Origin of the sequence: Methylobacterium planeticum, from assembly GCF_008806345.1 — a bacterium.
Taxonomy (GTDB): Bacteria; Pseudomonadota; Alphaproteobacteria; order Rhizobiales; family Beijerinckiaceae; genus Methylobacterium; species Methylobacterium planeticum.
Genome location: NZ_VZZJ01000005.1, coordinates 192,979 through 219,062, shown reverse-complemented (window position 1 = coordinate 219,062; position 26,084 = coordinate 192,979). Strand labels below are relative to the sequence as shown.

Genomic DNA, 26,084 nt, shown 5'->3' with positions numbered 1-26,084 from the left:
GCGCCTAGCCGCCGAGATAGGCTTCCCGGACATGCGGGTCGGCGATCAGCGCGGCCCCCGTCCCGGCGAGCACGATGCGCCCCGTCTCGAGCAGGTAGGCGTGGTCGCAGAGCTCCAGGGCCGCGAAGGCGTTCTGCTCCACGAGGAGCACGGTGGTGCCGGCATCGCAGACCGTGCGGATGACCGAGAACATCCGCTCCACGATGTTCGGGGCGAGGCCGAGGGACGGCTCGTCGAACAGCACGAGCTTGGGACGCGACATCAGCGCCCGGCCGATCGCCAGCATCTGCTGCTCACCCCCCGACAGGGTCCCGGCCGCCTGGTGGCGCCGCTCGGCGAGGCGCGGGAACTCGCCGTAGACACGGGCGAGGTCGGCCGCGACGCCGGCGCCGTCGCGGCGGCGATAGGCGCCCATGGCGAGGTTCTCGGCGACGCTCATCTGCGGGAAGACCCGCCGTCCCTCCGGACAATGGGCGATGCCGGCGCCGAGCACCCGGCGGGGCTCGGCGCCGGTGATGTCGCGCCCCTCGAAGAGGATGGCGCCGGAGCGGGGCGGCACCAGCCCCGAGATCGCCCGCAGCGTCGTCGACTTGCCGGCCCCGTTGGCGCCGACCAGCGCCACGAGCTGCCCCGCCTCGACCCGGATCGAGATGCCCTTGAGGGCGCTGACATGGCCGTAGCCGCAGACGAGGTCGCGGATCTCAAGCATGGCTCGCCTCCAGGGCGGCGGAGACGGGTGCGGGCGAGGTCTGCGCGGGCGAGGCCTGCGCGGCTCGCATCGCGGCTTCGCGCGCGGCGCTGCCCTGTCCGAGATAGGCCTCGATCACCGCCGGATCGCTGCGGATCGCCTCCGGGGGGCCTTGCGCGATCAGCCGGCCGTAATTCAGCACGGCGATGCGGTCGGAGACCGCCATCACCATCGGCATGTCGTGCTCGACGAGGAGGATCGTGACGCCGCGCTCGCGGATCGCGCGGATCAGGCCCACGAAGACGCGGGTCTCGGAGGCGTTCATGCCCGAGACGGGCTCGTCGAGGAGGAGCATCGCAGGTTCGGTGGCGAGCGCCAGCGCCACCCCGACGAGGCGCTGCTCGCCGTAGGCCAGGGCGCCGGCCTTCTCGTCGGCGCGCGCGGTCAGGCCGACCCGGTCGAGGAGGTCGCGGGCCTCCGCGCGCAGGCGCCGCTCCGAGGCGCGGTCGCGGCCGAGCAGCGTGTCGAGGAGGCGCGCGGGTGTGCGGCGGTGGAGGCCGATCAGGACGTTGTCGAGGACGCTGTCGTCCGGGAAGACGCTGGTGCGCTGGAAGGTGCGGGACAGGCCGAGCCGCACGATCTCGTGCGGCTGCAGGCCGGCCAGCGCCGTGCCGCGGAAGCGCACGACGCCCTGGCTCGGCCGCAGGAAACCCGTCATCACGTTGAAGGCAGTGGTCTTTCCGGCGCCGTTCGGGCCGATCAGGCTGACGATCTCGCCGGGCTGGACGTCGAAATGCAGGTCCGCGATGGCGACGAGGCCGCCGAAGCGGACCCCCACATGCTCGACCGAGAGGATCGGGGACGGGGGTGAATCCATGGAAGAAATCATGAACGGACCTCCACCGGGCGGGCCCCGGCATGGGCCCCGGGGTGGGCCCCGGCATGGGCCCCCGCATGGGCCCCGGCATGGGCCCCCGCATGGTCGCCGGCGGGGCGCGGCGGCGCGCCGGCGGCGCGGCGGGGCCTGATCAGGCCGGCGAGGCCCGGCACCAGGCCGCGGGGCATCACGAACAGGATGGCGATCAGCACGAGGCCGTAGACGATCCACTGGGCCTCGGGCGCCATCACGGGCCTGAGGGCGACGGGCAGGAGCCCGAAGACGAGGCCGCCGACCACCGGGCCCATCAGGGTGCCCTTGCCGCCGCCCACCACCATGATCACCATGGTGACGGTGGTGGCGAACAGGAACACGTCGGGGTCGATGATGCGCAGGTAATGCGCGTAGAGGCTGCCCGCCGCCCCCGCCATCGCGGCCGAGATCACCGCCGCGACCGTGAGGGTGCGGGTGGCGTTGATGCCCACCGAGAGCGCCAGGGACTCGTTCTCCTTGAGGCCCCGCATGGCGCGGCCGAAGCGCGAGCCGACGAGGCGGGCGATCAGCAGGTAGCAGAGCGTGCCGACCGCGAGGACGAGGTAGTAGTTCTGCACCTTGGTGCGCAGGGTCCAGCTGCCGAGCCCCGGCAGGCCGAGGCCGAGGGCCGGGATGCCGGTGAGCGCCAGCGGCCCCTGGGTCAGCTCGACCCAGTTCAGGGCCACGAGCCGCACCACCTCCGCGAACGAGATCGTCACGATCACGAAATAGGCGCCCCGCACCCGGAAGGAGAGCCGCCCGATCAGCCAGCCGCAGAGGCCCGCCGCCGCCACCCCGAGGAGGAACCCGAAAGCCGCCGGCCAGGGCTCGTGCACCACGCGGACGCCGAACCCGATCTCGACGTCGAAGCCGAGGCTCGTCAGCGCGCTGACATAGGCGCCGATGCCGAAGAAGGCGATGTGGCCGAGGCTGAGCTGCCCGGTGAAGCCGAGGAGCAGGTTGAGGCTCATGGCCCCGATGGTGAGGATGCCCGTCGTGATCAGGGCGTTGAGGAGGTACGGGTTGGCCGCGAGCCCGAGGGGCAGGAGGGCCAGCCCGGCCAGCAGGGCGAGGGGCAGGAGGGCGGGAGGCAGCAGGGCGGGCGAGAGGAGCCGGGTCATCCGATGCGCTCCGCCCGGGCGAACAGGCCGGTCGGCCGGAACGCCAGCACCGCGATGATGATGAGGAAGCCCATCGCGTCCCGGTAGCCCGAGGAGATGTAGCCGGCGCCGAGCTCCTCCGCGAGGGCCAGGATGAAGCCGCCGATCGCCGCCCCCGTGATGTTGCCGAGGCCCCCCAGGATCACGATCGCGAAGGCCTTCAGCTCGGCGAGGCCCCCCATCTGCGGGAACACCACGTAGACGGGCCCGAGCAGCGCGCCCGCCGCCGCCGCGAGGCTCGAGCCGATCGCGAAGGTCGCGGTGTAGATCAGCCGCACGTTGACGCCCATCAGGGCCGCCGTGTCGTGGTCCTGGAAGGTCGCCCGCATGGCGAGGCCGAGCCGGGTCCGGTTGATCAGCCCGTAGGTCAGGCCGATCAGCGCCAGCGCCGCCCCGAGCACGAACAGGCGCAGCCACGAGACCGAGACCGGCCCGAGATGCAGGGGCGCGTCCGGGAAGGGCGTCGGCACGGACTTGGCGACGCCGCCGAAGACCCAGAGGGTGCCCGATTGCAGCACGATGCCGGCGCCGATCATCACCAGCATGGTGGTGTCGATGTCCGAGCCCCGTAAGGGGCGCAGGAGCACGAACTCGATCGCGGCGCCGAGGACGAGGCCCCCCAGGATCGCGGCGGGGAGCGCCAGGAAGAAGCCGAGCCCGAGCGCCGTGACCGCGAGGTACATCAGGTAGGCGCCCATCGTGTAGAGCGCCCCGTGGGTGAAGTTCACGACGTTCATGATCCCGAAGATCAGGGTCAGCCCGATCCCCAGCAGGGCGTAGGTGCCCCCGAGGATCAGGGTGTTGACGAGGTGCTGGAGCAGCTGGTCCATGCGCGGCGCTTCGCTCATCCGGAGGGGCGGGCCGGCCGCGGCGGGGCGCGCGGCCGGGTGGGCGTCTCGGGGCTCGGGCCTCGGGGCTTGGGCGTCCCGGGGCTTGGGCGTCCCGGGGCTTGGGCGTCCCGGGGCTCGGGCGCCCTCAGAGCTCGGGCATGACCACGCGGCCGCCGTCGATCCGGATCAGGTAGATTTCGGGCTTGCTCTGGCCGCTCTCGCGCCCGGCCGGGCCGGACTTGGCGAAGCGGATCTGGCCGTTGAGGCCGGTGAAGTCGACGGACCAGAAGGCGGCCTTGATCCTGGCCGCATCGGTGGAGCCCGCCTTCGCGATGGCCTGCGCGATGGTGCGGATGCCGTCGTAGCCCCGGAAGCTCTCGGTGACGCCCGCGAACTGGAAGCCGCGCTTCTTCCACTCCTCGATGAAGTAGGCGGTCGCCTTCGGGTTCGGGGTCTTCTCCGGGTACCAGGGCAGGAAGGTGGTGAGGTGCAGGGTGCCGTCGGCGGCCCCGCCCGCCTGGGCGATGATCTGGTCGGGGTTCTGCGAGCCGCCGGTGGTGATGACGCGCTTCTTCAGGCCGAGCGCCGACATCTGCTTGAACAGCAGCGTGAGCTGGTCGACCGCGCTCGTGATCATGATGGTGTCGGCGTCCGAGCCCTTCAGCTTCGCGAGCTGGGCGCTCATGTCCTGCGCGCCCTGGTCCATGGTCTCGACGAGGCCGATGGCGACGCCCTTGTCCTTGAGCATCTTGGCGAAGTCGGCCGCGGCGCCCCGGCCCCAGTCGTTGTTGATGACGATGAAGTCGACCTTCTTCAGGCCGATCTTCTCGACCATCGGGGCGAAGGCCTCCGCCTCCAGCGCCGAGGGGGGCGAGATGCGGAAGACGTAGGGGTTGCCCGAGGTGGTGATCTTGCCCGACGAGGAGGTCTCGACCAGCATCGGGGTCTCGTAATCGGCGAGCTTGGGCATCACCGCGAGGGTCAGGCTGGAGCCCCAGGCGCCCATCATCACCGGGGTCTTGTCGCTGGTGATCAGCTTCTCGGCCACCGCCGCGGCCTCGGTCGGGTTGCTCTTGTTGTCCTCGATCACGAGCTCGATCCTGCGGCCGAGCACGCCGCCCTGGGCGTTGATCTCGTCGGCGGCGATCTTGGCGCCGTTGACCACGTAGGTGCCCGACGCCGCGAAGGGGCCGGTCAGCGGCTCGTTGACGCCGATCCGGATCGGGCCGGTCTCGGCGCCGGCCGGCCCGGAGGCGAGGGCCAGGGCGAGGCCGACACCGAGGCCGAGGCCGAGGGTCAGCGAGGGCATCGTCGCCGGGAACAGGGTGGGCTTGCGCATCGGGGTCGTCTCCGGGGCCTGGAACGGGATCGGGAAAGGGGGTGGCCGAGGGGGTGGCAGAAGGGGTGGCAAATCGGAATCGTGGTCACGGGCGCCCGCGCCAGGCGGCCCAGCGGGCGCGGACGAGGTCGAGGAGCAGGCGCAAGGGGTTGAGGCCCGGCGCCGTCGCGGGGGCGGCGCGGCCCGAGAGCCGGGCCTCGAGGTTGCGGGCGAATTCGGCGGTGAGCCGGCCCGCGAGGTCGCGCACGAGGCCGGGGCGGCCGAACTGGGCGAGGGGGCCCTTCAGGGTGTAGCCGACCGCGAGTTCGACCCGCGCGCTGCCGGGGGCCTCGCCGGGGCCGACCCGGTAGCGGATCTCCCCCTCGGTGGCGGAGCGCCCGCCCGCGTCGCTGCCGGCCCCGAGGATGCGGCCGGACCGGGCCGCCTCGTCCCGCTCGATCCGGGCGCGGCCCCGGAACAGGGCCTTGATCGGGCCGATCCGGACCTCAAGGCCGCCCTCGACCCGGTCGGGGGCGGGCCGGGCGGTGAGCACGGCGCCGGGCAGGCAGGCCGCCACCGCCGCGACGTCGCCGAACAGGGCGAAGACGGCCTCCGGCGGGTGCGAGACCGTGAAGTCCTGCGCGAAGCTCTGGGCCGGCCGGAAATCCGTCGCCAGCTCGTCCACCTGGGCAAGCGCCGGCGCGGCGCCCGCAGCGGCGGACGCCGCGCCGGCCGTCGCGAGGGGCGTGCGGGCCGCGGCGGCGGCGCCGAGGCGGGCGCCGACCGGGCCGAGGCCGCGCTCGGCCCCGGCGCCGCGGGCCGGGATGCCGCGGGCGCGCCGGTCCGCGATGACGCCGCGCACGGCCCGGACGATGCCGACATAGCCGGTGCAGCGGCAGAGGTTGCCGGACAGCCCGGCCCGGATGCGGCGCTCGTCCGGCTCGGGCAGGCGCAGCACGAGGTCGCGGGCGGCCACCAGCATGCCGGGGGTGCAGTAGCCGCACTGGAGGGCGTGCTCGCGGTTGAAGGCGGTGCGGAGCTCCCCGGCGATCTCGTCCGCGTCGAGGCCCTCGATCGTCGTGACGCTGGCGCCCTCGCAGGACCCCGCGAAGGTGAGGCAGGCCCGGGCCGGCTCCCCGTCGAGGAGCACCGTGCAGGCGCCGCAGACCCCGTGCTCGCAGCCGAGATGCGTGCCCGTGAGGTCGAGATGGTCCCGCACGAGGTCGCCGAGATGCGTGCGGGGCTCGACCCGGACGCGCACCGCGCGGCCGTTCACCGTCAGCCCCACGGGCATCGGCTCGTCCAGGATGGTCTCGGCCGACAGCGCGCTCATGCGGCCTCGCTCAGGCGTCCGGTGGCGGTGGGGGCGGGGCCGGCGGAGGGCCGGGCGGCCTGCGCCACGGCGCGGGCCAGCACGGTGACGTGGACGTGCCGGTCGACCGCGTCCGCCATGCCGGCGGCGCGCAGCGCGGCCTCGGCGGCGGCGGGATCGAAGGCCCCGGCGAAATCCGCCCCGATCCGGCCGCCGAAGAGCGGGCGGGCATCGGCGATGAGCAGGGGCGCCCGCTCGATCGCCCCGATCACGGCGCGGCCGGTGCCCGCGGCCGCGTCGATCCGCACGGCCCCGATGGCGTGGGCGAACTCGCCGAGCTTGGCGCAGTGCTTGACGTAGCCCCAGGCGGCCGAGGGCGGCAGCGCCGGGACCCGCACCGCGGCCAGGACCTCGCCGGGCTCCAGCGCCACGTCGAGGGCGCCGGTGACGAAGTCCTCGAGGGCGAGGCGGCGGCGCCCGGAGCGGCCGGCGATCTCGACCTCGGCCGAGAGGGCGGTGAGCGCCGTGACCCAGTCGGCGGCGGGGTCGGCGTGGACGAGGCTGCCCCCGACCGTGCCGCGGTTGCGCACCGGGCGGTAGGCGATGGCCGAGGCGACCCGGGCCATGGCGCCGCCGGTCACGTCCGGCACCCGGCCGTCCTCGATATCCGCGTGGGTGACGCAGGCCCCGAGCACCAGGGTGCCGCCGTCGAGGCGCGCCGCGCGCAGCTCCGGGATGCCCGTGATGTCGATCACGAGGCCCGGCTCGACGAGGCGCAGGTTCAGCATCGGGCCGAGCGACTGCCCGCCGGCGATCAGCTTGGCGGGCCCCTCGGCCTCGGCCAGGCGCCCGAGGAGCGCGGCGAGGTCGCGGGGGCGCTCGAAGGCGAAGGGGGCGGGCTTCATGCGGCGTCCCTCGTGCCGATGGGGCCGGCCCGCTCCGGTGCATCGGCCGTGCCGCCCGGACGGGCCGTGCCGCCCGCACGGGCGGCCAGCACCGCCTCGACGATGCGGCGCTGGCTCACGGGGGTGTGCAGCATCGCGACGCCGAGGGGCCGCAGGGCGTCGTTGATGGCGTTGGCGATGGCGGCCGGGGGCGCGATGGCGCCGCCCTCCCCGATCCCCTTCACGCCGAAGCGCGTGTAGGGCGAGGGCGTCTCCATGTGGTCGATGCGGGGCTCCGGCACCTCGGCGGCGCCGGGCAGGAGGTAGTCGGCGAAGGTCGAGGCGAGGGGCTGGCCGCGATGGTCGAAGCGCATCTCCTCGTAGAGGGCCGTGCCGATCCCTTGCGCGAGGCCGCCGTAGATCTGCCCGTCGACCACCAGGGGGTTCACCAGGACGCCGCCATCCTCGGCGATGCAGTAATCGAGGATCTCGACCGCCCCGAGATCGGGGTCGACGGCCACGAGCGCGGCGTGCGCCGCGTACGAGAAGGTGCCGGAATCCCGCTGCGGCTTGTAGCCGGCCGTGACCTCGAGGCCCCCCGGATCCACGTCCGGGGCGAGGTCCTGCGGGCGCCGGTACCAGGTGCGGGCGATGGCCTCCAGGGACACGTCGCCCGAGGGACCGACCACGTGGCCGCCCTCGAAGCGGCACGCCTCGGGATGGGCCTGGAGCAGGTGGGCGCCGATCCGCAGGGCGCGGTCGCGCAGCTCCGTGCAGGCCGCCGCGACCGCGCCCCCCGCCATCACCATCACGCGCGAGCCCCAGGAGCCGGTCGAGTAGGGCGTCATCGCGGTGTCGCCGTGGACGAGGCGGGTGCGCGCCACCGGCACGCCCAGGATCTCGTGGGCGACCTGGGCCAGGGTGGTCTCGAGGCCCTGCCCGTGCGAGTGGGCGCCGATCCGCAATTCGAGGCCGCCGTCGGGGGTGAGCCGGGCGCCGGCCTGCTCGTGGCCCGGCACCATCGGGATGCCCCAGCCCGAATAGACCGAGGTGCCGTGCGCGGCCTGCTCGCAGTAGATCGACAGGCCGAGCCCGATCCGGCGCCCGTCCGGCTCCCCGGCCTCCTGGCGGGCGCGCACGGCCGCGACGTCGATGGCCTTCAGGGCGCGGGCCAGCGCCTGGGGATAGTCGCCGCTGTCGAAATGCTTGTTCGTGATGTTGTCGAAGGGCATCTGCTCGGGGCGCACGAGGTTTCTCTCGCGCACGGCCTCCGGGGGGAGGCCGGCCTCGGCCGCCACGGCGTCGAGGACGAGCTCCAGGGCGAAGCAGACCCCCGTGCGGGCGACCCCGCGATAGGGCAGGATCGGGCACTTGTTCGTCGCCACCGACCAGGTGCGGCAGCGGTAGGACGGGAAGTCGTAGGGGCCGGGCAGGATGCTGGCCACCTGCGCGGCCTCGAGGCAGGCCGAGAACGGGTAGGCCGAGTAGGCGCCGGAATCGACGGTGGCCTCGCAATCGATGCCCCGCAGCCGCCCGTCGCGCTCGGCGTAGGCGGTGATGCGGTAATGGTGCTCGCGGCAATTGGCGTTGGCGGTGAGGTGCTCGCGCCGGTCCTCGAGCCAGCGCACCGGGTGGCCGCAGCGGAGCGCCAGCCAGGCGAGGCAGACCTCCTCGGCGAGCAGGATCGCCTTGTAGCCGAAGCCGCCCCCGACATCGGGCGAGACGATCCGGATGCGGCCCTGCTCCAGCCCCAGGCATTCCGCGAGGCCGTTGCGCACGATGTGCGGCATCTGGCTCGCGGTGTGGACCACGACCTGGTCGAGGCGGTGGTCGAGATGGACCACCGCGCCGCGCCCCTCGATCGGCGCCATGCACTGGCGGCCGGTGGAGATCGTGCGGGTCACCCGGATCGGCGCGTCGAGGGCGGCCGCGATGTTCACGTCGACCAGGGTCTCGAGGAAGACGTTGTCGCCCCAGTGCTCGTGCACCAGGGCGGAGCCGGGCTCGCGGGCCTCCAGCATGTCGTGGATCGCGGGCAGCTCCTCGAGGTCGAGGACGATCGAGGCCGCGATGTCCTCCGCCTCGGCCCGGGTCGGGGCGAGGCAGAGCGCCACGAGCTCGCCGACCTGGCGCACCTTGCCGGTCGCCAGGACCGGCTGCTCCGAGGCCTTGAAGCCGGGCAGCCCCGACACCGCCCGGATCGGCGCGACGCCGTCGAGGTCGGCCGCGGTGAAGACCCGGCCGCGATGGGCCTCCGGCACGTGGATCGCCCGGATGCGGGCGTGGGCGAGCGGGCTGCGCACGAAGGCGACGTCCTGCAGGCCGGGCAGCCGGATGTCGCCGACATACTGGCCGCGCCCGCGCATCAGGCGGTCGTCCTCCTTGCGGGGCAGGCGCGCGCCCACGCCCTCGCCGGATCGCGGCGCCGTCGCGGGGGGGCGCATCAGGCCGCGATCGCCTGCGGCAGGATCGGCGAATCGGCGTCGAAGCGCCGGCCCGCGCGCAGGCAGAAGGCCGGGCGCAGCAGCCGGTCGGCGATCACCCGCGTGTCCTCGTTGTCGCGCAGGAGGAAGCGGCCGCGGTCGTCGTGCAGCACCGAGACGTCCGCCGCGAAGCCCGGCGTCAGCGCGCCGATCCGGTCCGAGAGCCCGAGCATCGCGGCCGGGTGCGTCGTCACCATCGGCACCACCTGCTCGAGGGGGATGCCGAGCGCCATCATCGAGCTCATCGCCTGGGTCAGGCTGAAGCGGGCCTGGCCGAGGAAGGGGTGGTTCTCGTCGTCGTGGTGCTCCTCCGGGGTGCCGGCGGGCTTGGGCACCTCGGTGTTGTAGCCGTGCATGTCGGCGCCGAGGGTGTAGGGGACGACGCCGGCGGGCAGCGAGGCGCGGGCGACCCGGTAGGAGAAGTGGCTGCCGTGCCCGACATCGACCTTCAGCCCCGCATCCATCGCGGCCCGGATGATGGGATGGACCTCGCCCGCCTCGTTGATGAAGCCGCCGGGATGCCGGGTGAAGGGGTGGGCCAGCACGTCGCCGGGGCGCAGCAGCGGGATCACCCGCTCCATGATGGTGTCGGCGTCCTCGCCGTTGGCGCCGCTCTCGGGCAGGCCCCAGAGCTGGCCGAAATGCACGTAGAGGGGCAGGTCCGAGCGCCGGCTGATCTCGGCCGCCATCTCCATCACCCGGATGCCCCAGCGGGCGAAGCCCCCGATCTCCGCGTGGCCCTTGATGCCGCGCACGAGGTCCCGGTTCTCGGTGGCCGACTTCACGGTGGCGTCGATGTCGACCCCCTCCGGGCTGTAGAGGTTCGGGTAGAAGTGCCCCTCGAGCCCGCCGACGAGGTAGGCCGACAGGAAGGCGTAGACCCGGGTCTCGGAGCGCTCGGCGATGAAGTGGCGGAAGCCCGGCAGGGTCATGCAGGAGGGCCCGCCCTGGTCCACCACCGTGGTCACGCCGGAGCGCACCCCGACCATGTCGGGGTTCAGGCCGAAGCGGCCGGTGACGTACTGGTAGACGTGGGCGTGGGTGTCGATCAGGCCCGGCAGGACGAGCTTGCCCGACACGTCGACCACCTCCGCGGCCGCCGAGGGCAGGATCGTGTCCGCGACGGCGGCGATGTGCCCGTCGCGCACCGCCACGTCCCGGACCCCGTCGATGCCGGAGGCCGGGCAGATCACGCGTCCACCGCGCAGGAGCAGGTCGTACCGGGTGTCGTCCATCTCACCACCTCGTCGGCCGGGTCGGGGATCGCGGCGCGCCGCGATCCCGCGATCAAGAACGGAATGCGCAAAAGCGAAGTATGCTTCGCATCTACGCTAGCATATGGCATGCCAAATGGAAGTGCGCTCCGAACGGGGGCCGGCGGTGCAGGATGGAGTCGAGGGATTGGGTAAGATCAGCGACGTGCTCGCGAAGCAGGCAGGTCTGTCGTCCGATGCGGCAGCGCAGGCCGATCCGGCGGCACCGCCCTGGCCCCTCTCCGAGCGGCCCGGCTTCCTCGCCCGCCGGCTGCACCAGATCCATGTCAGCCTGTTCGCCGAGCGCTGCGCCGCGTTCCGGATCACGCCGCTGCAATACAGCCTGCTGTCGCTGCTGGCGGAGATCGGCGACGCCGACCAGACCACCCTGGCCCATGCGGTCGCCCTCGACCGGACCACGACGACCGGGGCCCTGAAGCGCCTCGCGGCGCGGGGCTACATCCGCCGGGCGACCTCGGATGCGGACCGCCGCGCGCGGCAATGCGCCCTGACGGACGAGGGCCGCGCGCTCCACGCCGCGATGGAGCAGGCCGCCCGGGCCGCCCACGAGGCCACCGTCTCGGCCCTGTCGCCGGCGGAGCGGGAGACCCTCGTGCGCCTGATGAAGAAGGTCGCCGCCGTCCACGCCCAGCGCCTCGGCGCGGCCGACCTGCTCGGGTGAGCGGCCCGGGGCGCCGCGGCGGGCGGGCGCGGGCTCAGGCGGTGAGGCCGTGCTTCGTCAGCAGGCGCTCGGCGCTGTCGTTCCAGACCTCCATGGTGACGATGAGCCCGTCCCGCACGGTGAAGCGGTCGACGTAGCGGTTGCCCTCGAAGCGCTCCCCGTCCGGCCAGGCGCCGTAGAGGGTGCCGAGGCTGTAGACCGTGGTGACCCCCTCCCCCGGCACCACGTCGAGGCGCTCCATCCGCTTCTTGACCCAGGCGTAGCGGCCCCCGTTGAAGGCCGTGACCTCGCGCGGATGCCGGAAGCTGCGGCCCCCCGTGAACACGATCGCGATGCCGGGCGCCATGTAGCGCGCCGCCGTCTCGGGGTCGGGCACCATCGAGGCCTCGAGATAGGCGGTGACGATGGCGGCGTCGCGCTGCGCGGCCTCGCGGCTGTCGGTCGGGTTCGTCATGGTCTCTCGTCTCGAAGGGGCCGGAGGATTCGGGAAGGGGTTCGGGAAGGTTTTCGCGACTTGTTCGCCAGGCAGGGAGCCGCCGGCCGGCGCAACCCGCATGCCATCGGCCCGGGCATCCGGATGCCGGTCCGGCGATGATCCCGGACGGGCCCGCGCGGCGCAAGGCCGCGCCGGCGCCCGGGCCGGTGGCGGCTCCCGATCGCGTCCCGGAGCCCGCCGGGCCGGGCCGGCGTTGCCCTCGGGCCCGGCGCGGGACATGCACCGCGAGGCCCGCACCGCGAGGCCCGCACCGCGAGGCCCGCACCGGGAGGCTCGCGCGACGGGACGGGCGCGGCAGGACAGGGATGGGATGCGCATGGGATCGAGCAACGGACACGGCCGCTACGGCTACAGCGCCCTGCCGGCCCGGCCGGTCTACGACTGGCCGGAGGGCAGGAGCCTCGCGGTCTATCTCGGGCTCAACCTCGAAGGCTTCGCCTTCGGGGAGGGGCTCGGCGCCGAGCTGGCGCCGGGCGGGCCGCAGCCGGACGTGCTGAACTACGCCTGGCGCGACTGGGGCAACCGGGTCGGCGCCTGGCGCATCCGAGACCTGCTCGACGGCCTCGGCCTGCCCGCGAGCGTCCTCGTCAACAGCAACCTCTACCGGGACTGCCCCGGCCTGATCGAGGCGTTCCGCGCCCGCGGCGACGAGATCGTCGGCCACGGCCGCACCAACGCGGAGCGGCAGGGCGTCCTCGACGAGGCCGGCGAGCGGGCGCTGATCGCGGAGGCGACCGAGGTCCTGACGCGGCAGGAGGGCGTGGCGCCGGCGGGCTGGCTCGGCCCCTGGATCTCGCAATCCCGCACCACCCCCGACCTCCTGGCCGAGGCCGGCTACCGCTACCTCCTCGACTGGGCCCACGACGACCAGCCGACCTGGTTCGCCACCCGCGGCGGCGGCCGCATCCTCTCGGTGCCCTACCCCCAGGAGCTCAACGACATCCCGGCCATCGTCGCCCGCAAGGAGACCGGCCGGCAATTCGCCGAGGCGATCGTCGACGCCTTCGACGAGATGCTGGAGCAGTCCCGCGCGGCGCCCCTCGTGATGGGCATCGCGCTCCACCCCTACATCGTCGGGCAGCCCCACCGGCTGCGGCCCCTGCGGCGGGCGCTCGCCCACGTCGCGGCCCACCGCGGGCAGGTCTGGTTCACCACCGCCGGCGCCATCGCCGACCACGTCCGCTCCGCCGGCATCCCGGCCTGAGGCGCGCCACCCGGCGGTCGATCCGGTGCCCGGGTCCCGCGGCGTCGCCCCGCCCAGGGATGGGGTTTGGCCGGTCCGCCGCGTCGCGGAGAGCCGCAAGGTCGGGCATGGCCCGGTGCCCGTCCGGGCGCGGTCAGGGCGCGTCGGCGGGCGATCCGCGTCCGCATCGGGGCCCCGATGCGCCGATCCAGCGGGACCCTGAGGCTCTGAGCGGCCGGCTTCGGGGCGGGCCCTGCCCTCAGGACCGTCCGCGTGGATAATGCTCGGCGGGCTCGGGGATCACGACCCAGGCGTGCTTGCCTTCCTCCCAGGCCGACCGGACGGGGGCCGGGTATCCCGGATCGCAGATCGCCCCGACACTGATCCCGAGCTTCGTCGGGTGCTTTCCGGCGCGGGCATACACGGTCGAGCCGCAGGTGGGGCAGAAGAAGGTCTCGAACGTGCCGCCGGCCGCGGTCGGCCTCGCGTAGCGCGTCGCCTCACCCGTGATCGTGACGCTCTCGTCGGGGTAGTAGGCGAGCACGCCGAACGGGGACCCGCTCCGGCGCTGGCAGTAGCCGCAATGGCAAGCGACGACCGACGCGCTCGGGCCGGGCAGAGCGACGGAGAGCTGCCCGCACTGACACCTGGCTTCCATCACGCGGCCTCCGCCCCTCGGCTTCCACCCCTTCGCTGCCATCCCCTGGCTTCCACCCCTCGGCACCCCTCTGGGGCGCCCGCCCGCGCGCCTTGCGCCGCCGGATGCGAGGTCCGCGACGGGGGCGGGACCCGACGGGGCGAAGCGCCGGATCCGGGGCCACCCGGGCCCCTCAGGGGCGGCGCGCCAGGTCCGCCAGCAGGCTCGAGGCGACGACGGCCTTCGAGACCGTGAGGCCCGAGGCCGCGATGGCCTCGACGGCGCCCCGGATGCGCGCGAGGGCGGGGCCCCGCGCGGCGCTCCAGGCCTCGACCGCCTCGGCGCCGGCGCCGACATCCCCCACCACCTCGGCGGTCAGGCCGCGATGGGCGCTCGAGATGCCCGCCACCGCCCGCTCCAGGGCGACGTGGTCGAAGGTGTCCGTCACCGGCACCTTGCGGGCCTCGGCCGCGAGGTCGTCGAGCCGGAAGGCGTGCTCGATGGCGAAGTGGGTCGCGGCGATCTCGGGCACCGAGTGGCCGTCGGTCTCGGCGACCCGCACGATGTCGGGGGCCGAGATCAGCGCCTTGAGGGAGGCGAAGCGCCGGGCCGCCTCCTCGTCCATGCCCTGGCCCACGAGGGCGGCGCGGCGCGCCTCGATCGCCGCCGCGGCCTCCGGGTCGAGGATGCGCGGCAGCGCCTCCAGCACCGCCGCGATGCCCTCGCGGTAGCGGGCGACCACGGGGGCGATGCCGCCGCCGAGGTCGAGGTTGCGGATGAACCAGACGATGCGGTTCTGCAGCAGGTCCTGCACCTCGGCGTAGAGGCCGAGCTGCTCCTGGCCGGGCATGCGCCGGTCCGGCGTCGCCGCGTCGAGGGCGTCGATGGCCTGGTTCAGCTCCATCAGCCCGAAGGCGTCGCGGGTCACCGCGTAGGCCTTGGCGATGGTGGCGGCGTCCGCCCCCGTCTCGTCCATCAGCCGGGTGACGAGGGTCGGCCCGCCCCGGTTGACGATGATGTTCGAGAGGGCCGTGGCGATGATCTCCCGGCGCAGGCGGTGCCCCCTCACGGCGTCCGGGAACTGGCGCTTGAGGGCCTGCGGGAAGTAGCGCTGCAATTCCCGGTCGAAATAGGGATCGTCCGGCACCGGGCTCGCCAGGATGGCGTCGTAGAGCGAGAGCTTGGCGTAGGCGATGAGCACCGCGTATTCGGGCCGGGTCAGGCCCTCGCCCCGGCGCAGGCGCTCGCCGAGGGTCGCGTCGTCCGGCAGGTACTCGACCGCCCGGTCGAGGCGGCCCTCCGCCTCCAGCGCCTGCATCACCCGCACGGCGAAGCCCGTCTCGGCGGTGCCGCGGCGCAGCGCCAGGGACAGGGCGAGGGTCTGGAGCTCGTTGTTGCGCAGGACGAGGCCCGCCACCTCGTCGGTCATCGAGACCAGGAGCGCGTTGCGCGCCTCGGGCCCGAGGCGCCCGTCGCGCTCCGGGATCATCAGGGCGATCTTGATGTTCACCTCGACGTCGGAGGTGTTGACGCCCGCCGAGTTGTCGATGGCGTCGGTGTTGAGGCGCACGCCGGCGCGGGCGGCCTCGATGCGCCCGCGCTGGGTCAGGCCGAGATTGGCGCCCTCCCCCACGACCTTGGCGCGCAGCATCGCGCCGGTGATGCGCACCGCGTCGTTGGCGCGGTCGCCCGCCTCCTCGTCGCTCTCGGCGGCGGCCCGCACGTAGGTGCCGATGCCGCCGAACCAGAGCAGGTCGACAGGGGCGCGCAGGATCGCCTGCATCACCTCGGCCGGGCTCGCCTGCGCGGCGGTGACGCCCAGCGCCGCCCGGATCTCGGGGGAGAGCGGGATCGTCTTGAGGCTGCGCGAGAACACGCCGCCGCCCCGCGAGATCAGGCCCGTGTCGTAGTCGCCCCAGCTCGAGCGGCCGAGGCCGAACAGGCGCTGGCGCTCGGCGAAGCCCGCGGCCGGATCGGGGTCGGGGTCGAGGAAGATGTCGCGGTGGTCGAAGGCCGCCACCAGCCTGAGGCTGCGCGACAGCAGCATGCCGTTGCCGAACACGTCCCCCGACATGTCGCCGACGCCCGCCACCGTGACGGGGTCGCGCTGCACGTCGACGTCGATCTCGCGGAAATGCCGCTTCACCGCCTCCCAGGCGCCCCGCGCGGTGATGCCCATGCCCTTGTGGTCGTAGCCCTGGCTGCCCCCCGACGCGAAGGCGTCCCCGAGCCAGTGGCCCTTCTCGAGGGAGAGGCCGTTGGCGATGTCCGAGAAGGTCGCCGTGCCCTTGTCGGCCGCCACCACCAGGTAGGCGTCGTCGGCATCGTGCCGGACGGTGTCGGGCGGGGGCACGATCGCGTCGCCCACGATGTTGTCGGTGAGCTCGAGCAGCGTCCGGATGAAGATCCTGTAGCTCTCGGTGCCCTCCGCGAGCCAGGCGGCGCGCTCGGAGGCCGGGGGCAGGCGCTTGGGGAAGAAGCCGCCCTTGGCGCCGACCGGAACGATGACGGCGTTCTTGACCTGCTGGGCCTTCACGAGGCCGAGGATCTCGGTGCGGAAATCCTCCGGCCGGTCGGACCAGCGCAGGCCGCCGCGGGCGACGTAGCCGTAGCGCAGGTGCAGGCCCTCGACGCGGGGGGAATAGACGAAGATCTCGAAGAAGGGCCGCGGCAGCGGCATGCCGGAGACCTGGGCGCAGGCGAACTTGAACGCGATGGTCTCGCGCGGCTGCCCGTCCGGGTCGCGCTGGTAGAAGTTCGTGCGGATCGCCGCCTCGACGAGGTTCACGAAGCGCCGCAGGATCCGGTCCTCGTCGAGGCTCGTCACCTGCGCCAGCGCGGTCTCGATCTCGGCCCGGATCGCGCCTTGCGCCGCCGCGCGGTCGCCCTCGGCGGCCGGATCGAAGCGGGCCCGGAACAGGGCGGCGATGCGGGCCGCGAGCGCCCCGTGGCGGCTCAGGGTCGCGGCGAGGTAGTCCTGGCCGTAGCGGATGCGCAGCTGGCGCAGGTAGCGGCCGAGCCCCCGCATCAGGGCGGTGTCGCGCCAGTCGAGCCCGGCCTCGAGGACGAGGCGGTTGTAGCCGTCGGACTCGGCCCGGCCCTCCGACAGGGCGAGGAGCGCCGCCTCGAGGGGCTTCTCGGCCCGGGCGAGGTCGATGGCCGCCCCGGTGGCGCGCTCCAGCAGCATGTCGTGCAGCCAGATCCGGGCCTCGCCGGCCCCGTGCTCGATCCGGTAGGTGCGCTCGTTGATGACGCGGAAGCCGAGATTCTCCAGCGCCGGGACGCGCTCGGAGAGCGGCAGCGCGGCGCCCCGGGAGAAGACCTTGAGGCGCACCTGCGCCTCCGGGTCGGTGTCGCGCCGCTCGAGGTCGACGGCCCGGGGGGCGGCCTCGCTCAGGCGCTCCAGGATGGCGATGTCGCGCACCGCCGCCTCGGGGGTGAAGTTCTCCCGGTAGCTCACCGAGAAGGCGTCCGCGTAGCGCCCCGCCAGCGCCCGGGCGGCCTGGCCCGGAAGCGTCGCGGAGAGCGCCTCGCGCAGGCCGTCGCCCCAGGTCCGGACGATGCGGGCGACGCCGGCCTCGAGGGCGGCGGGGTCGCGCTCCCGCGTGCCCTTGCCGGCGAAGCCGACGATGTAGTGGGTGCGCGCCAGCGGCCCCTCGGGGAAGGCCGGGTAGGCGGCCGAGGGGCGCCCGCCGTACTCCTCGGCGAGGTAGGCGCCGATCCGGGCCCGCACGGCCGAATCGTAGCGGTCCTTCGGCACGTAGACGAGGAGCGAGACGAAGCGGCCGAACCGGTCGGGCCGCGACAGCACGCGGATGCGCGGCCGGTCGGCGAGGTTCATGATCGCCAGGGCGAAACGGTGGAGCCGGTCGACGTCGATCTGGAAGAGGTCGTCGCGCGGGTAGGTCTCCAGCACGTCGATCAGGGTGCGGCCGGCATGGCTCGTCGGGTCGAGGCCGGCGCGGTCGGCCACCTCCGCGACCTTGCCGCGGAGATAGGGCACCTCGCGGGCCGGGCTCGAATAGGCGGTGGCGGCGAACAAGCCGACGATGCGCATCTCGCCCGAGAGGGCGCCGGCCGCGGTGTAGAGCTTGACCTCGATGTAGTCGAGATGGGTCGGCCGGTGCACGCGGGAGCGCGCGCTCGCCTTGGTGACGATGAGCGCCTGCGGCCCCTGCAGGAAGGCGGCGATCTCCGGCGTCATGTCGACGAAGCTGCGCCCGAGGCGGAGCACCTCCACCTTCGGGTCGCGCAGGAGGCCGAGGGCGGTGTCGCCGACGACCGGGTGCGACTGCCCGTCGAGGCCGTGCGCGCGCATCCCCAGCAGGGTGAAGTGGCCGTCGCGCAGCCATTCGAGGAAGGCCAGCGCCTCGCGCGCCTCCGATCCGGGCAGGGGCGGCGGCGCGCCCCGGTAGGCCTCGATGATGGCGTCGAGGAGCCCGAGCATGTCCTCCCCGTCGTCGGTCGCGACGGCGACGTCGGTGTAGACGCGGGTCAGCCCCTCGGTGAGGCGCTGGCGCGCCTCCGCCTCGTCGAGGCGGTCGAGGTGGATGTGGATGAAGCTCTCGCGCCGGAAGGCGCCCTGGGCGTCGGCCGTCGTCTCGCCGACGACCCGGGTGAGCGCGCCGGCCCCGTCGCGCTCCACCCCGAAGATCGGATGCGCCACGAGGAGGGGCGTCAGGCCCTGGTTGGCCAGTTCCGCCAGGGTCGAGTCGAGGAGGAAGGGCCGGTTGTCGTTGATGACCTCGAGGATCGTCAGGTCGCGGGCGCGCCCCCCGGGCCCGGCGCCCTCGGCGGAGACGTCCCGCAGCCGCAGGGCCGCCTCCGCGTGGAGGCCGCGCGGGGCCGAGAGGTAGCGCCGCGCCGCGACCGCGAGCTCCGCCAGGGTCTCGGGGGCGTAGGGGGCGAGATCCTCGGGCAGCACGCGCCCGAACAGGTCGCGCACGAAGCCCCCGGGCTGCCCCTGCCCCTCGACCAGGGCGGCCGCGGCCTCGATCAGGCCCGTGCGCGCCGCTTTCCCCTCCGTGGAGGTCAGGGCCGTCGCCGCTTCAACCGTCATCGCCGATCTCCTGTCGCGCGTGCCTGCCGGCCCGCCGGATGCCCCGGCCTCGCAGAACTTCGTGACGGAACGCCGACGCCGAGCCGCCGACGATCCCCGACGGGGGGCGCGGTCTCCGCCCGCGCGCGGCGATCCCTCCGGCGTCACGTCCGCACATGACGCCCCGCGGTCCGGAGCCCGGGCCGCGGGGATGCCGATCAGAGAACAGATTCGAGGGTGGGGGGAAAGCCCGCGCCCCCCGCCCGCGTCCCGGAGGCCGGCTTTTGGGTGACAGGGCCGCCCGGCCGTCACGGCGCCCGCCGCCACGGCCCCCGCCGTCAAGGCGCCGGCTCTGGTTCGGGCTCCGGCCCGGCGGTTTGTCTGGGATCGTACGCAGGATCGGCGAAATCTTCCGGAGTAGTTCCGATGCGGCTAGCGTCGGGGGGCTGATTTGCGGGGGGGCAATGATGGCTGGTGTGGTGGGGGTCGTTCGTCTGGCGACGGCTTGGTTTCGGCGCGACATCAAGATCCTGCGCGGCGGCATGATGATCGCCGGGGCGCGGATCGACGGGTTCCACCCTTCGGTCCATTGCCTGACGACGCCCGAGCTGATCGAGATGGCGCGCGCCTCGCGGAAGCCGTCCCCGCGCGCCTAGGCCGCGACCGCCTCGACGCGGCGCCGGCCCCCGCCCGGATCCATCCCGGACCTGCCCCGGACCCGCATTGCGCGCCGTGGGCGCGCGCCGCCGCCCGCCCGCCTGCGGAGAGGGAGGAGCATGGCCGAGCTCGTCTACACGCGTCTGCAGGACCACCCGCGGGAGACCTATTTCGCGACGAGCGGGGCCCTGATCGTCGGGCGGATCGACTGCATCTGCCCGGACCCGCCGCCGGCCGAGCAATGGGGCTGGGGCATGAGCCTCGACATCGGCGCGCTGCCCTTCCGCCGCGGCGGGGTCTCGCCCGCGCGGGAGGCCGCGGCGGCGGCCCTCGGCGAGGCCTGGGAGCAGTGGAAGGCCTGGGCGGGCCTGCGCGACGTCGCGGCGACGGATCCGGAGATCGGCCAGGAGGCGGTTGGCCGACAGGAGATCGGCCAGGAGAAGCCCGGCCCGAAGGTGATCGGCCCGTGAGGCGCCCCTCAGCCTGAGGCCCTCGCAATGCCTCAGCCCGGGCGGGCCTTGGCGCCGTAGCGCCGGGTCCACTCGCGCAGGATGCGGGCGCGGTTGGCCGCCCCCCAGGCGAGGTCGTTGCGGATCATCCGGGCCTCCGCGTGGGGCGGGTAGATCGAGTGCGGGTTCGAGACGTCCGGGTCGGCGACGACCGCGAAGCTGCGGGCGTAGATCTCGTTGGCCTCCCGCGAGGCCGCCCAGTCGACGATCCGCTGGGCGAGCGCGCGGTGGCGCGTGCTCCCCAGGATCGCGACGGCCTCCTGCTCCCAGCCGACGCCGTCCACCGGCACGATGATGTCGATCGGCGCCCCGTTCGCCTTCTCGGTGGCGGCCCGCATGTCGAAGGAGAGGCCCGCGATCACCTCCCCGCGGGCGGCGGCGTAGCAGGGGGCGGAGCCCGAGGGGAGATAGGCCGAGACGTTCTGGTCGAGGGCATCCATGTAGGCCCAGCCGCCCGCCTCCCCCATGCTCTGCAGCCAGCCGGCCACGAGCAGGAAGCCCGTGCCCGAGAGGTTGGGGTTCGGCATCGCGATCTGCCCCTTCAGGCCGGGGGCCAGCAATTCCCGCCAGAGCTGCGGCGGCAGCAGCCCCGCCGCGGCGGCCCGCCCGGCGTTGAAGCAGATCGCCCCGAGATAGGCATCCATCCCGGTCCAGGCATGGGGCGGCGTCGGGTCCCGGAAGAGCGAGCGCAGGCCCCCGGCGCCGGGGGGCTCGTAGGCGGCGAGCAGCCCCGCCTGCTTGAGGAGGGTCAGGCTCGAGGCCGCGAGCCCGAAGACGAGGTCGGCCTGCGGCTGCGCCGCCTCGGCGAGCAGCCGGTCGGTGATCACCCCCGTCGAGCCCCGCGTCCACAGGGGCTCGACCTCCGGCACGGCGCGGCGCAGGCCCGCGTCGATCGCGGCGATCTGCTCGTTCTCGATCGCCGTGTAGATGGTGATCGGGATGCGCTCGCCGGCCGCCGCGCCGCCGGCCGCGGCCGTCAAAATGACGATGGCGGCCAAAGCCAGGCCGGCCCGGGCGAAGGCGCGCAGGGTCCGGCGCCGCCAAGATCCCCCCGTCCCGCCGCCGTCCATCGAGCGTTCCCCGCGCGGATCCGGCCGCGCGGGCGCTCGATCCAATCCCGGTCTGGCTAGCAGAAATCCCGGCGCCGGCGAAACCGGCCCCGGGCACCGCTGCCGCGCCGCGCGGGCGCCGGTCCCGCGCCGCACCCGCGCCGCGCGGGTGCCCTGGCACACCGGGGATCGGGGCGGGTGCTAGGTTCCTTCAGGAAGTGGCCGTAGCGTCCCGGGCCGGGGGGACGATCATCATGGTGCCGCGATGCCGCTTCGCACGCTCGTCCGCTCGCTCGGCCTCTGCGCCGCCCTCCTCGGCCCGGGGGCGGCGCGGGCGCAGGCCACCCCGGACGTGCAGGGCTGGCTCTCGGACCTCGTCACCCGGATCGACAAGGCGGACCGCGCCCGGAGCGACCCGTCCGGCGCGAAGGCCCGCGGCACCGTGACGATCCGGGTGCAGGTCGCGGCGGACGGCTTCGTGAACCGGGTCTTCGTCGAGCGCAGTTCGGGCTCCCCCGACCTCGACGCGCGGGCGCTCGCTGCCGCGCGGTCCGCGAGCCCCTTCACCCCGCCGCCGCCCGCGCTCCTGACCCGGGCCGGCATCACCGAGCTCAGCTTCCCCCTGCGGCTCGCGCGCAGGCCGTGACGGCCGGCGCCTCGCGAGGACGTCCGAGCCAGGCCCCGAGGGCTCTGCTGCGGCGCGGCGCGAACCGGGATGCCGGGAATGAGAGAACGCGCCCCGGATGGCTCCGCGGCGCGTCGGTCGGATCGTCGGATCAGGGGCCGGCAGGATTGAGGGCCGGCAAGATCGGGGGTCGGCAAGATCGGGGGCCGGCAAGATCGGGGCCGGCAAGATCGGCCCGGCGGGGCCGGAGTGACCGGCCCGGCCGCGGATTACGCGGCGGCCCTGGCCCGGACCGGGCTGTTCTCGTTGACGGCGATCGGCGCGCCTGCCGAGACGGGGGCGCCCGCGGCGGGGGTCAGGCGGTCGGCCACGAAGGCGACCAGGGAGACGTTGAGGGCGGAAACGGCGATCAGGGCGGCGACGGACAGGGTGATCATCGGAGAATGTCCCGGTGGGCGATTGCGATGAGGCCGATATGGCACTGCACAACGCGGATTGGCATACCACATCCCACACATCATCTATGCACTGAAAGCATGTCTAGCGCCGGATTGCGACCGCATCAGTCCGTGAGCGCGTAGCCGGCCCCGTCCTGCAGGATGCGCCCGGCTCGGAGCCGCCGGGGGGACGAGCGCCGCGTCCCGGCGATCGCGCTGCGCCTCGCCCAGACGATCGTCGGGCAGATCGGCATGGCCCGCGAATCCCCCGTCGGCCTCGTCCCGGAGACGCCGTTCCGGCCGGAGCGGAGGGAGACCCGGAGGGAGTCCGCCGTGATCGGGCGGCGCAGCAACCCGGCGGTGCCGGCCAAGTTCCCGCTCCGGGCCCTCGATTGCGGCGGGGGCCGGCCCCGGGAGGTCGGGCAGCCGATCCCGCGCACGCGTCTCCGCGGGGCGCGCAGGTTTCGCCGGATCAAGGCCGGGTCGTGCCTTGCCGTGATGGCGACGTGCCGAGACGCGGCGCGTCCGATTGTGACGCCGATCGCCCGGGGCGATCGATCGCGCTTCGTTCGGAAGGGTCCCGGGCCGGACGGGTGAATCGTCGGTCAAGGGGTGCCCCGGCCCCCTCGCCGGAGGCCCCCGAGCGTGGCGAGGCTGCAACAGGCTTCGCCCCCCGCCCTGCCGGAATCCGGACAGGCCGAGGGGCCGGGGTCGGGGTTCCGGCCGGGCGCGGCCGGCTCAGGCGCCGCGGAACTCCGGAAGGGACCGGCGCTGGCGCCCGGCCGCGTCGAAATTGCCGGGGTCGAGCCAGGCCGCGAAGGCCTGGCGCAGGCGCGGCCACTCGGCGTCGGTGACCGAGAACCACGCCGTGTCGCGCGAGCGCCCCTTGGTCACGACGGCATGGCGGAAGACGCCCTCGTGGGTGAAGCCGTAGCGCAGAGCCGCGGCGCGCGAGGGCGCGTTCAGGCTGTCGCACTTCCACTCGTAGCGCCGGTAGCCGAGCTCGTCGAAGGCGCGGGCCATCATCAGGGCCATCGCCTCGGTGCCGGCGGCCCGGCCCGCGAGGTCCGGCCCGAAATGGATGTGCCCGACCTCGATCACCCCGTGGGCCGGCTCGATCCGCAGGTAGGCGGCGAGCCCGAGCGCGCGGTCGCCCGCGGCGTCGAGGATGGCGTGGTGCAGCGGGTCCGTGCTCGCCGCGATCCCGGCGAGGCGGTCGCGGTAGGCGGCCGCGCTCGCGGGGGGCTCGGCGGGCAGGTAGGTCCAGCGCGCCGGGTCCGGGCTCAGGGCCGCGTAGAGGTCGGCGGCGTGGCGGTCGGGGTCGAGGGGCACGATCCGGCAGAGGCGGCCCTGCATGGAAGCGCGCGGCGGCCGCGGCCGCGGCGTCCAGCCCGGCAGGGCGGGGCCGATCGGCTGGCCCGCGGCATTGACGCGCGCGCTCACGACGCCGTCCCGGCGGCCCGGCCGCCCCGCGCCGCGACGAGGCGGGCCATCGGGTCGTCCGCCCCGGCCTCCCGCGTCAGGCCCGCCACCACGCCGGCCCGGTCCGCCTCGGGCCGGTTCTGGCTCACCTTCCACTTTCCGGCGAGCCGGGTGAGCGCGATCTCGATCCCCACGATGCCGCGCAGCTGCGCGGCCGTGAAGGCGGGCGGCGCGTCCGCCACCGACCAGGGCGCGGCCCGCCCCGCCTCCTGAGCCCGGGTGAGGTCGTCGATCTGCCGGCGCAGCCAGGCCGGATCCTCGACGAGGCGCGGCCGGCCCCAGGCCTGGACGGTGGCGTAGTTCCAGGTCGGCACCACTTTGCCGGTCTCGCGCTTGGTCGCGTACCAGGAGGGCGTCACGTAGGCCTGGGGGCCCTGGAACACCACGAGGCACTCGGCGAGCCCGTCGAGGTCGCGCCACTGCGCGTTGGCGCGGGCGAGATGCGCCCGCAGCGTGCCGGGACCGTCCCCGTCGGCGTCGAGCAGGAAGGGCAGCGGGTTCGCCATCAGCCCGCCCGCGCCCGCGCTGATCAGGAGCCCGAGGGGATGGGTGCGGATCAGCGCGTGCTGGGGGGCGCGGTCGTCCTCGCGGAAATGGGGGGGCTGGTACACGGGGGCCTCGGCTCGGGGCTGCGGGTGGAGCCCGCACCTTGACGAAAGGCGGCCCATCCGGAAGGTCCATTTTCCCGCATCCGACTGGACCACTTCCGCCGTGACGGACCCCATGAGCACCCGCTCCCGCCCTCGCTCCCGGGCCCCCTCCCAGGCTCGCTCCCAGGCTCGCTCCCGGGCTCGCTCCCAGGTCCCCGCCCGCGCCGAGCTGCCGCTGCAGCTCGGCCTCGATCCGGCCGCGCCACAGCCCCTGCACGCGCAGCTGCGGGAGGCCCTGCGCGGCGCGATCCTGGCCGGGCGGCTCGCCCCCGGGGCGCGCCTGCCCGCGTCCCGCGTGCTCGCGGCCGATCTCGGCTGCGCCCGCGGCACCGTGCTGCTCGCCCTGGAGCAGCTCGCCGCCGAGGGCTACCTCGCGGCCCGCCCCGGCTCCGGCACGCGGGTGGCCGCGTCGCTGCCGGACGACCTCACGGCCGGGCCGCCCGCCCCGGACCCCGCCCGGACCCCCGCCGACGCCGCGCCGGTCCTGTCGCGGCGCGGCGCCCGGCTCGCGGCCGGCGAGGCGGAGGGCCATGCCGGGGATCCCGGCCTCCCGGACGGCGCGACCCCCGACGCCTTCGCGCTCGGCCGGCCGGCCCTCGACGTCTTCCCGTTCGAGACCTGGGCGAAACTCCTCGCGGCCGAGTGGCGCGACGGCGCCTCGGCGCAGGCCCACGCCCTCGGGGATCCGCGCCTGCGCGCGGCGGTGGCGGCCTATCTGGCGGCCGGGCGCGGGGTGCCCTGCAGCGCGCAGGCCGTGATCCTGACCGCGAGCATCCGCCAGAGCCTGCGCCTCCTGGCCGAGCTCCTGCTCGACCCGGGCGAGGCGGCCCTCGTGGAGGAGCCGGGCTTCCCCGGCATCGCCCGGGCGCTCCGGGGGGCGGGCCTGCGCATCGTGCCGGTCCCGATCGGCCCGCAGGGCTTCTCCGCCGCGCGGGCGCGGGCCCTCGCCCCCGGGGCCCGGCTCGCCGTGGTGACCCCCGCGCAGCATTATCCCCTCGGCACCGTGATGAGCCTGGAGAACCGCCTCGCGCTGCTGGCCTGGGCGGAGGCGGCGGGGGGCTGGATCGTCGAGGACGATTACGACGGCGCCTACCGCTACACCGGCCGTCCGGTGGCGCCCCTCAGCGCCCTCGACCGGAACGGGCGCGTCATCTATGTCGGCAGCGTCTCGAAGGTGCTGCTGCCGGCCCTGCAGCTGAGCTACCTCGTGCTGCCCCCCTCCCTGATCGAGCCGGTGCAGCGCGCCCTGCGCCGCGCCGGCGTCGCGGCCTCGGCCCTCGGCCAGGGGGCGCTCGCCCGCTTCATCGCCGAGGGGCACTTCGCGAGCCACCTGCGGCGGACGCGCAAGCTCTACGCCGCCCGGCAGGCCGCCCTGGTGGAGGCGGCCGGCCGCCACCTCGCCGGGACCCTGGCGATCCCGCCCCTCGACGGGGGCCTCCACCTCGTGGCCCGGCCCGACCCCGGGTTCGGTGCCCCCTTCGACGACGTCGGCGCGGCCGCGGCCTGCGCCCGCGCCGGCCTGACGGTGGCGGCCCTCTCCCCCTATTTCGCGGATGCGTCGGCGGCCGAGCCCGGCCTGCTCCTCGGCTACGCGGCCCTGCCCGAGCGGGCGATCGCGCCGGCGGTGCGGCGCCTCGCTGAGGTGCTGCGGGCGCGCCCGTGAGGGGGGCGCCCCCGACTTCGTGCGCCTCGACCTGCGCGGCCCCGCCGCCTTCGCGCGGGCGCACCTGCCGGGCGCCCTCAGCCTGCCCGACCGGGAGACCGCGCCCGCGCGCCTGGCGGCCTGGCCCGGGGACACCCT

General features: G+C 74.7%; 23 protein-coding genes. 6 read left to right on the top strand and 17 right to left on the bottom strand.

What is annotated here, in order from left to right:
* Window positions 1-4: 4 nt before the first annotated feature.
* The 9 genes from F6X51_RS08405 to F6X51_RS08365 form a co-directional block, all read right to left on the bottom strand.
* On the bottom strand, window positions 5-709 hold the full coding sequence (locus tag F6X51_RS08405; protein ID WP_150962776.1) for an ABC transporter ATP-binding protein: 705 nt from the start codon (window positions 707-709) through the stop codon (window positions 5-7).
* Window positions 702-1,565 (bottom strand): ABC transporter ATP-binding protein, encoded by an 864-nt coding sequence (locus tag F6X51_RS08400; protein ID WP_150962775.1) that lies wholly within the window; start codon window positions 1,563-1,565, stop codon window positions 702-704. Before F6X51_RS08400 ends, F6X51_RS08405 begins: the two co-directional genes overlap by 8 nt.
* 8 nt (window positions 1,566-1,573) lie before the next feature.
* On the bottom strand, window positions 1,574-2,719 hold the full coding sequence (locus F6X51_RS08395) for a branched-chain amino acid ABC transporter permease (RefSeq protein ID WP_246696688.1): 1,146 nt from the start codon (window positions 2,717-2,719) through the stop codon (window positions 1,574-1,576).
* The gene (locus F6X51_RS08390; protein WP_150962774.1) at window positions 2,716-3,588 is read right to left on the bottom strand and encodes a branched-chain amino acid ABC transporter permease; all 873 of its coding nucleotides are present in this window, start codon (window positions 3,586-3,588) and stop codon (window positions 2,716-2,718) included. The genes F6X51_RS08395 and F6X51_RS08390 overlap by 4 nt, the downstream gene beginning before the upstream one ends.
* Before the next feature lie 145 nt (window positions 3,589-3,733).
* A complete protein-coding gene (locus F6X51_RS08385) occupies window positions 3,734-4,897 on the bottom strand; it encodes an ABC transporter substrate-binding protein (protein ID WP_407658488.1) in 1,164 nt (387 codons plus the stop codon).
* Between the two features lie 115 nt (window positions 4,898-5,012).
* The gene (locus F6X51_RS08380) at window positions 5,013-6,239 is read right to left on the bottom strand and encodes a xanthine dehydrogenase family Fe-S subunit (RefSeq protein ID WP_150962772.1); all 1,227 of its coding nucleotides are present in this window, start codon (window positions 6,237-6,239) and stop codon (window positions 5,013-5,015) included.
* The gene (locus F6X51_RS08375; protein ID WP_150962771.1) at window positions 6,236-7,123 is read right to left on the bottom strand and encodes an FAD binding domain-containing protein; all 888 of its coding nucleotides are present in this window, start codon (window positions 7,121-7,123) and stop codon (window positions 6,236-6,238) included. The genes F6X51_RS08380 and F6X51_RS08375 overlap by 4 nt, the downstream gene beginning before the upstream one ends.
* Entirely contained in the window at window positions 7,120-9,546 is a 2,427-nt protein-coding gene (locus tag F6X51_RS08370) for a xanthine dehydrogenase family protein molybdopterin-binding subunit (protein WP_246696687.1), read from the bottom strand. The genes F6X51_RS08375 and F6X51_RS08370 overlap by 4 nt, the downstream gene beginning before the upstream one ends.
* Window positions 9,546-10,820 (bottom strand): amidohydrolase/deacetylase family metallohydrolase, encoded by a 1,275-nt coding sequence (locus tag F6X51_RS08365; RefSeq protein WP_150962770.1) that lies wholly within the window; start codon window positions 10,818-10,820, stop codon window positions 9,546-9,548. Before F6X51_RS08365 ends, F6X51_RS08370 begins: the two co-directional genes overlap by 1 nt.
* A 166-nt stretch (window positions 10,821-10,986) precedes the next feature.
* Between F6X51_RS08365 and F6X51_RS08360 the strand changes: the two genes are divergently transcribed.
* The gene (locus tag F6X51_RS08360; RefSeq protein ID WP_407658481.1) at window positions 10,987-11,520 is read left to right on the top strand and encodes a MarR family winged helix-turn-helix transcriptional regulator; all 534 of its coding nucleotides are present in this window, start codon (window positions 10,987-10,989) and stop codon (window positions 11,518-11,520) included.
* A gap of 34 nt (window positions 11,521-11,554) precedes the next feature.
* Here the strand turns inward: F6X51_RS08360 and F6X51_RS08355 are convergent, their stop codons facing one another.
* Complete coding sequence (locus F6X51_RS08355) at window positions 11,555-11,974, bottom strand: nuclear transport factor 2 family protein (RefSeq protein ID WP_150962768.1); 420 nt, start codon at window positions 11,972-11,974, stop codon at window positions 11,555-11,557.
* Window positions 11,975-12,332: 358 nt separating this feature from the next.
* Here F6X51_RS08355 and F6X51_RS08350 point away from each other — a divergent pair, with 358 nt between their 5' ends.
* Entirely contained in the window at window positions 12,333-13,220 is an 888-nt protein-coding gene (locus F6X51_RS08350) for a polysaccharide deacetylase family protein (RefSeq protein ID WP_150962767.1), read from the top strand.
* Between the two features lie 238 nt (window positions 13,221-13,458).
* On the opposite strand, the gene F6X51_RS08345 is transcribed toward F6X51_RS08350, so the two are convergent.
* Window positions 13,459-13,857, bottom strand: coding sequence for a GFA family protein (locus F6X51_RS08345; RefSeq protein WP_407658480.1), 399 nt, complete (start codon window positions 13,855-13,857; stop codon window positions 13,459-13,461).
* 172 nt (window positions 13,858-14,029) lie between these two features.
* Window positions 14,030-18,895 carry an NAD-glutamate dehydrogenase gene (locus F6X51_RS08340; protein WP_150962765.1) on the bottom strand — a complete coding sequence of 1,622 codons (4,866 nt, stop codon included), beginning with the start codon at window positions 18,893-18,895 and terminating at the stop codon, window positions 14,030-14,032.
* Between the two features lie 458 nt (window positions 18,896-19,353).
* Here F6X51_RS08340 and F6X51_RS27770 point away from each other — a divergent pair, with 458 nt between their 5' ends.
* On the top strand, window positions 19,354-19,530 hold the full coding sequence (locus F6X51_RS27770; protein ID WP_191970041.1) for a hypothetical protein: 177 nt from the start codon (window positions 19,354-19,356) through the stop codon (window positions 19,528-19,530).
* Between the two features lie 120 nt (window positions 19,531-19,650).
* Window positions 19,651-20,001: a hypothetical protein gene (locus F6X51_RS08335; RefSeq protein ID WP_150962764.1), complete on the top strand. Its 351-nt coding sequence runs from the start codon at window positions 19,651-19,653 to the stop codon at window positions 19,999-20,001.
* A 32-nt stretch (window positions 20,002-20,033) separates the two neighbouring features.
* On the opposite strand, the gene F6X51_RS08330 is transcribed toward F6X51_RS08335, so the two are convergent.
* Entirely contained in the window at window positions 20,034-21,110 is a 1,077-nt protein-coding gene (locus F6X51_RS08330) for an extracellular solute-binding protein (RefSeq protein WP_150962763.1), read from the bottom strand.
* A gap of 244 nt (window positions 21,111-21,354) precedes the next feature.
* On the opposite strand from F6X51_RS08330, the gene F6X51_RS08325 reads away from it, so the two are divergent.
* The gene (locus F6X51_RS08325) at window positions 21,355-21,735 is read left to right on the top strand and encodes an energy transducer TonB (protein ID WP_150962762.1); all 381 of its coding nucleotides are present in this window, start codon (window positions 21,355-21,357) and stop codon (window positions 21,733-21,735) included.
* Between the two features lie 248 nt (window positions 21,736-21,983).
* Here the strand turns inward: F6X51_RS08325 and F6X51_RS27765 are convergent, their stop codons facing one another.
* The 4 genes from F6X51_RS27765 to F6X51_RS28335 form a co-directional block, all read right to left on the bottom strand.
* Entirely contained in the window at window positions 21,984-22,151 is a 168-nt protein-coding gene (locus F6X51_RS27765; protein WP_191970040.1) for a hypothetical protein, read from the bottom strand.
* A 125-nt stretch (window positions 22,152-22,276) separates the two neighbouring features.
* Window positions 22,277-22,522, bottom strand: a complete 246-nt coding sequence (locus F6X51_RS08320) for a hypothetical protein (protein WP_150962761.1) — start codon at window positions 22,520-22,522, stop codon at window positions 22,277-22,279.
* Window positions 22,523-22,889: 367 nt separating this feature from the next.
* A complete protein-coding gene (locus F6X51_RS28340; protein ID WP_150962760.1) occupies window positions 22,890-23,594 on the bottom strand; it encodes a GNAT family N-acetyltransferase in 705 nt (234 codons plus the stop codon).
* Window positions 23,591-24,244 carry an FMN-binding negative transcriptional regulator gene (locus F6X51_RS28335; protein WP_150962759.1) on the bottom strand — a complete coding sequence of 218 codons (654 nt, stop codon included), beginning with the start codon at window positions 24,242-24,244 and terminating at the stop codon, window positions 23,591-23,593. The genes F6X51_RS28340 and F6X51_RS28335 overlap by 4 nt, the downstream gene beginning before the upstream one ends.
* A gap of 112 nt (window positions 24,245-24,356) precedes the next feature.
* Here F6X51_RS28335 and pdxR point away from each other — a divergent pair, with 112 nt between their 5' ends.
* Complete coding sequence (gene pdxR, locus F6X51_RS08305; protein ID WP_150962758.1) at window positions 24,357-25,946, top strand: MocR-like pyridoxine biosynthesis transcription factor PdxR; 1,590 nt, start codon at window positions 24,357-24,359, stop codon at window positions 25,944-25,946.
* Window positions 25,947-26,084 lie beyond the last annotated feature (138 nt).

Coding starts and splice junctions, on each gene's coding strand:
- F6X51_RS08405 (WP_150962776.1), bottom strand. CDS start 709: ATGCTTGAGATCCGCGACCTCGTCTGCGGCTACGGCCATGTCAGCGCC.
- F6X51_RS08400 (WP_150962775.1), bottom strand. CDS start 1,565: ATGGATTCACCCCCGTCCCCGATCCTCTCGGTCGAGCATGTGGGGGTC.
- F6X51_RS08395 (WP_246696688.1), bottom strand. CDS start 2,719: ATGACCCGGCTCCTCTCGCCCGCCCTGCTGCCTCCCGCCCTCCTGCCC.
- F6X51_RS08390 (WP_150962774.1), bottom strand. CDS start 3,588: ATGGACCAGCTGCTCCAGCACCTCGTCAACACCCTGATCCTCGGGGGC.
- F6X51_RS08385 (WP_407658488.1), bottom strand. CDS start 4,897: ATGCCCTCGCTGACCCTCGGCCTCGGCCTCGGTGTCGGCCTCGCCCTG.
- F6X51_RS08380 (WP_150962772.1), bottom strand. CDS start 6,239: ATGAGCGCGCTGTCGGCCGAGACCATCCTGGACGAGCCGATGCCCGTG.
- F6X51_RS08375 (WP_150962771.1), bottom strand. CDS start 7,123: ATGAAGCCCGCCCCCTTCGCCTTCGAGCGCCCCCGCGACCTCGCCGCG.
- F6X51_RS08370 (WP_246696687.1), bottom strand. CDS start 9,546: ATGCGCCCCCCCGCGACGGCGCCGCGATCCGGCGAGGGCGTGGGCGCG.
- F6X51_RS08365 (WP_150962770.1), bottom strand. CDS start 10,820: ATGGACGACACCCGGTACGACCTGCTCCTGCGCGGTGGACGCGTGATC.
- F6X51_RS08355 (WP_150962768.1), bottom strand. CDS start 11,974: ATGACGAACCCGACCGACAGCCGCGAGGCCGCGCAGCGCGACGCCGCC.
- F6X51_RS08350 (WP_150962767.1), top strand. CDS start 12,333: ATGGGATCGAGCAACGGACACGGCCGCTACGGCTACAGCGCCCTGCCG.
- F6X51_RS08345 (WP_407658480.1), bottom strand. CDS start 13,857: ATGGAAGCCAGGTGTCAGTGCGGGCAGCTCTCCGTCGCTCTGCCCGGC.
- F6X51_RS08340 (WP_150962765.1), bottom strand. CDS start 18,895: ATGACGGTTGAAGCGGCGACGGCCCTGACCTCCACGGAGGGGAAAGCG.
- F6X51_RS08335 (WP_150962764.1), top strand. CDS start 19,651: ATGGCCGAGCTCGTCTACACGCGTCTGCAGGACCACCCGCGGGAGACC.
- F6X51_RS08330 (WP_150962763.1), bottom strand. CDS start 21,110: ATGGACGGCGGCGGGACGGGGGGATCTTGGCGGCGCCGGACCCTGCGC.
- F6X51_RS08325 (WP_150962762.1), top strand. CDS start 21,355: ATGCCGCTTCGCACGCTCGTCCGCTCGCTCGGCCTCTGCGCCGCCCTC.
- F6X51_RS27765 (WP_191970040.1), bottom strand. CDS start 22,151: ATGATCACCCTGTCCGTCGCCGCCCTGATCGCCGTTTCCGCCCTCAAC.
- pdxR (WP_150962758.1), top strand. CDS start 24,357: ATGAGCACCCGCTCCCGCCCTCGCTCCCGGGCCCCCTCCCAGGCTCGC.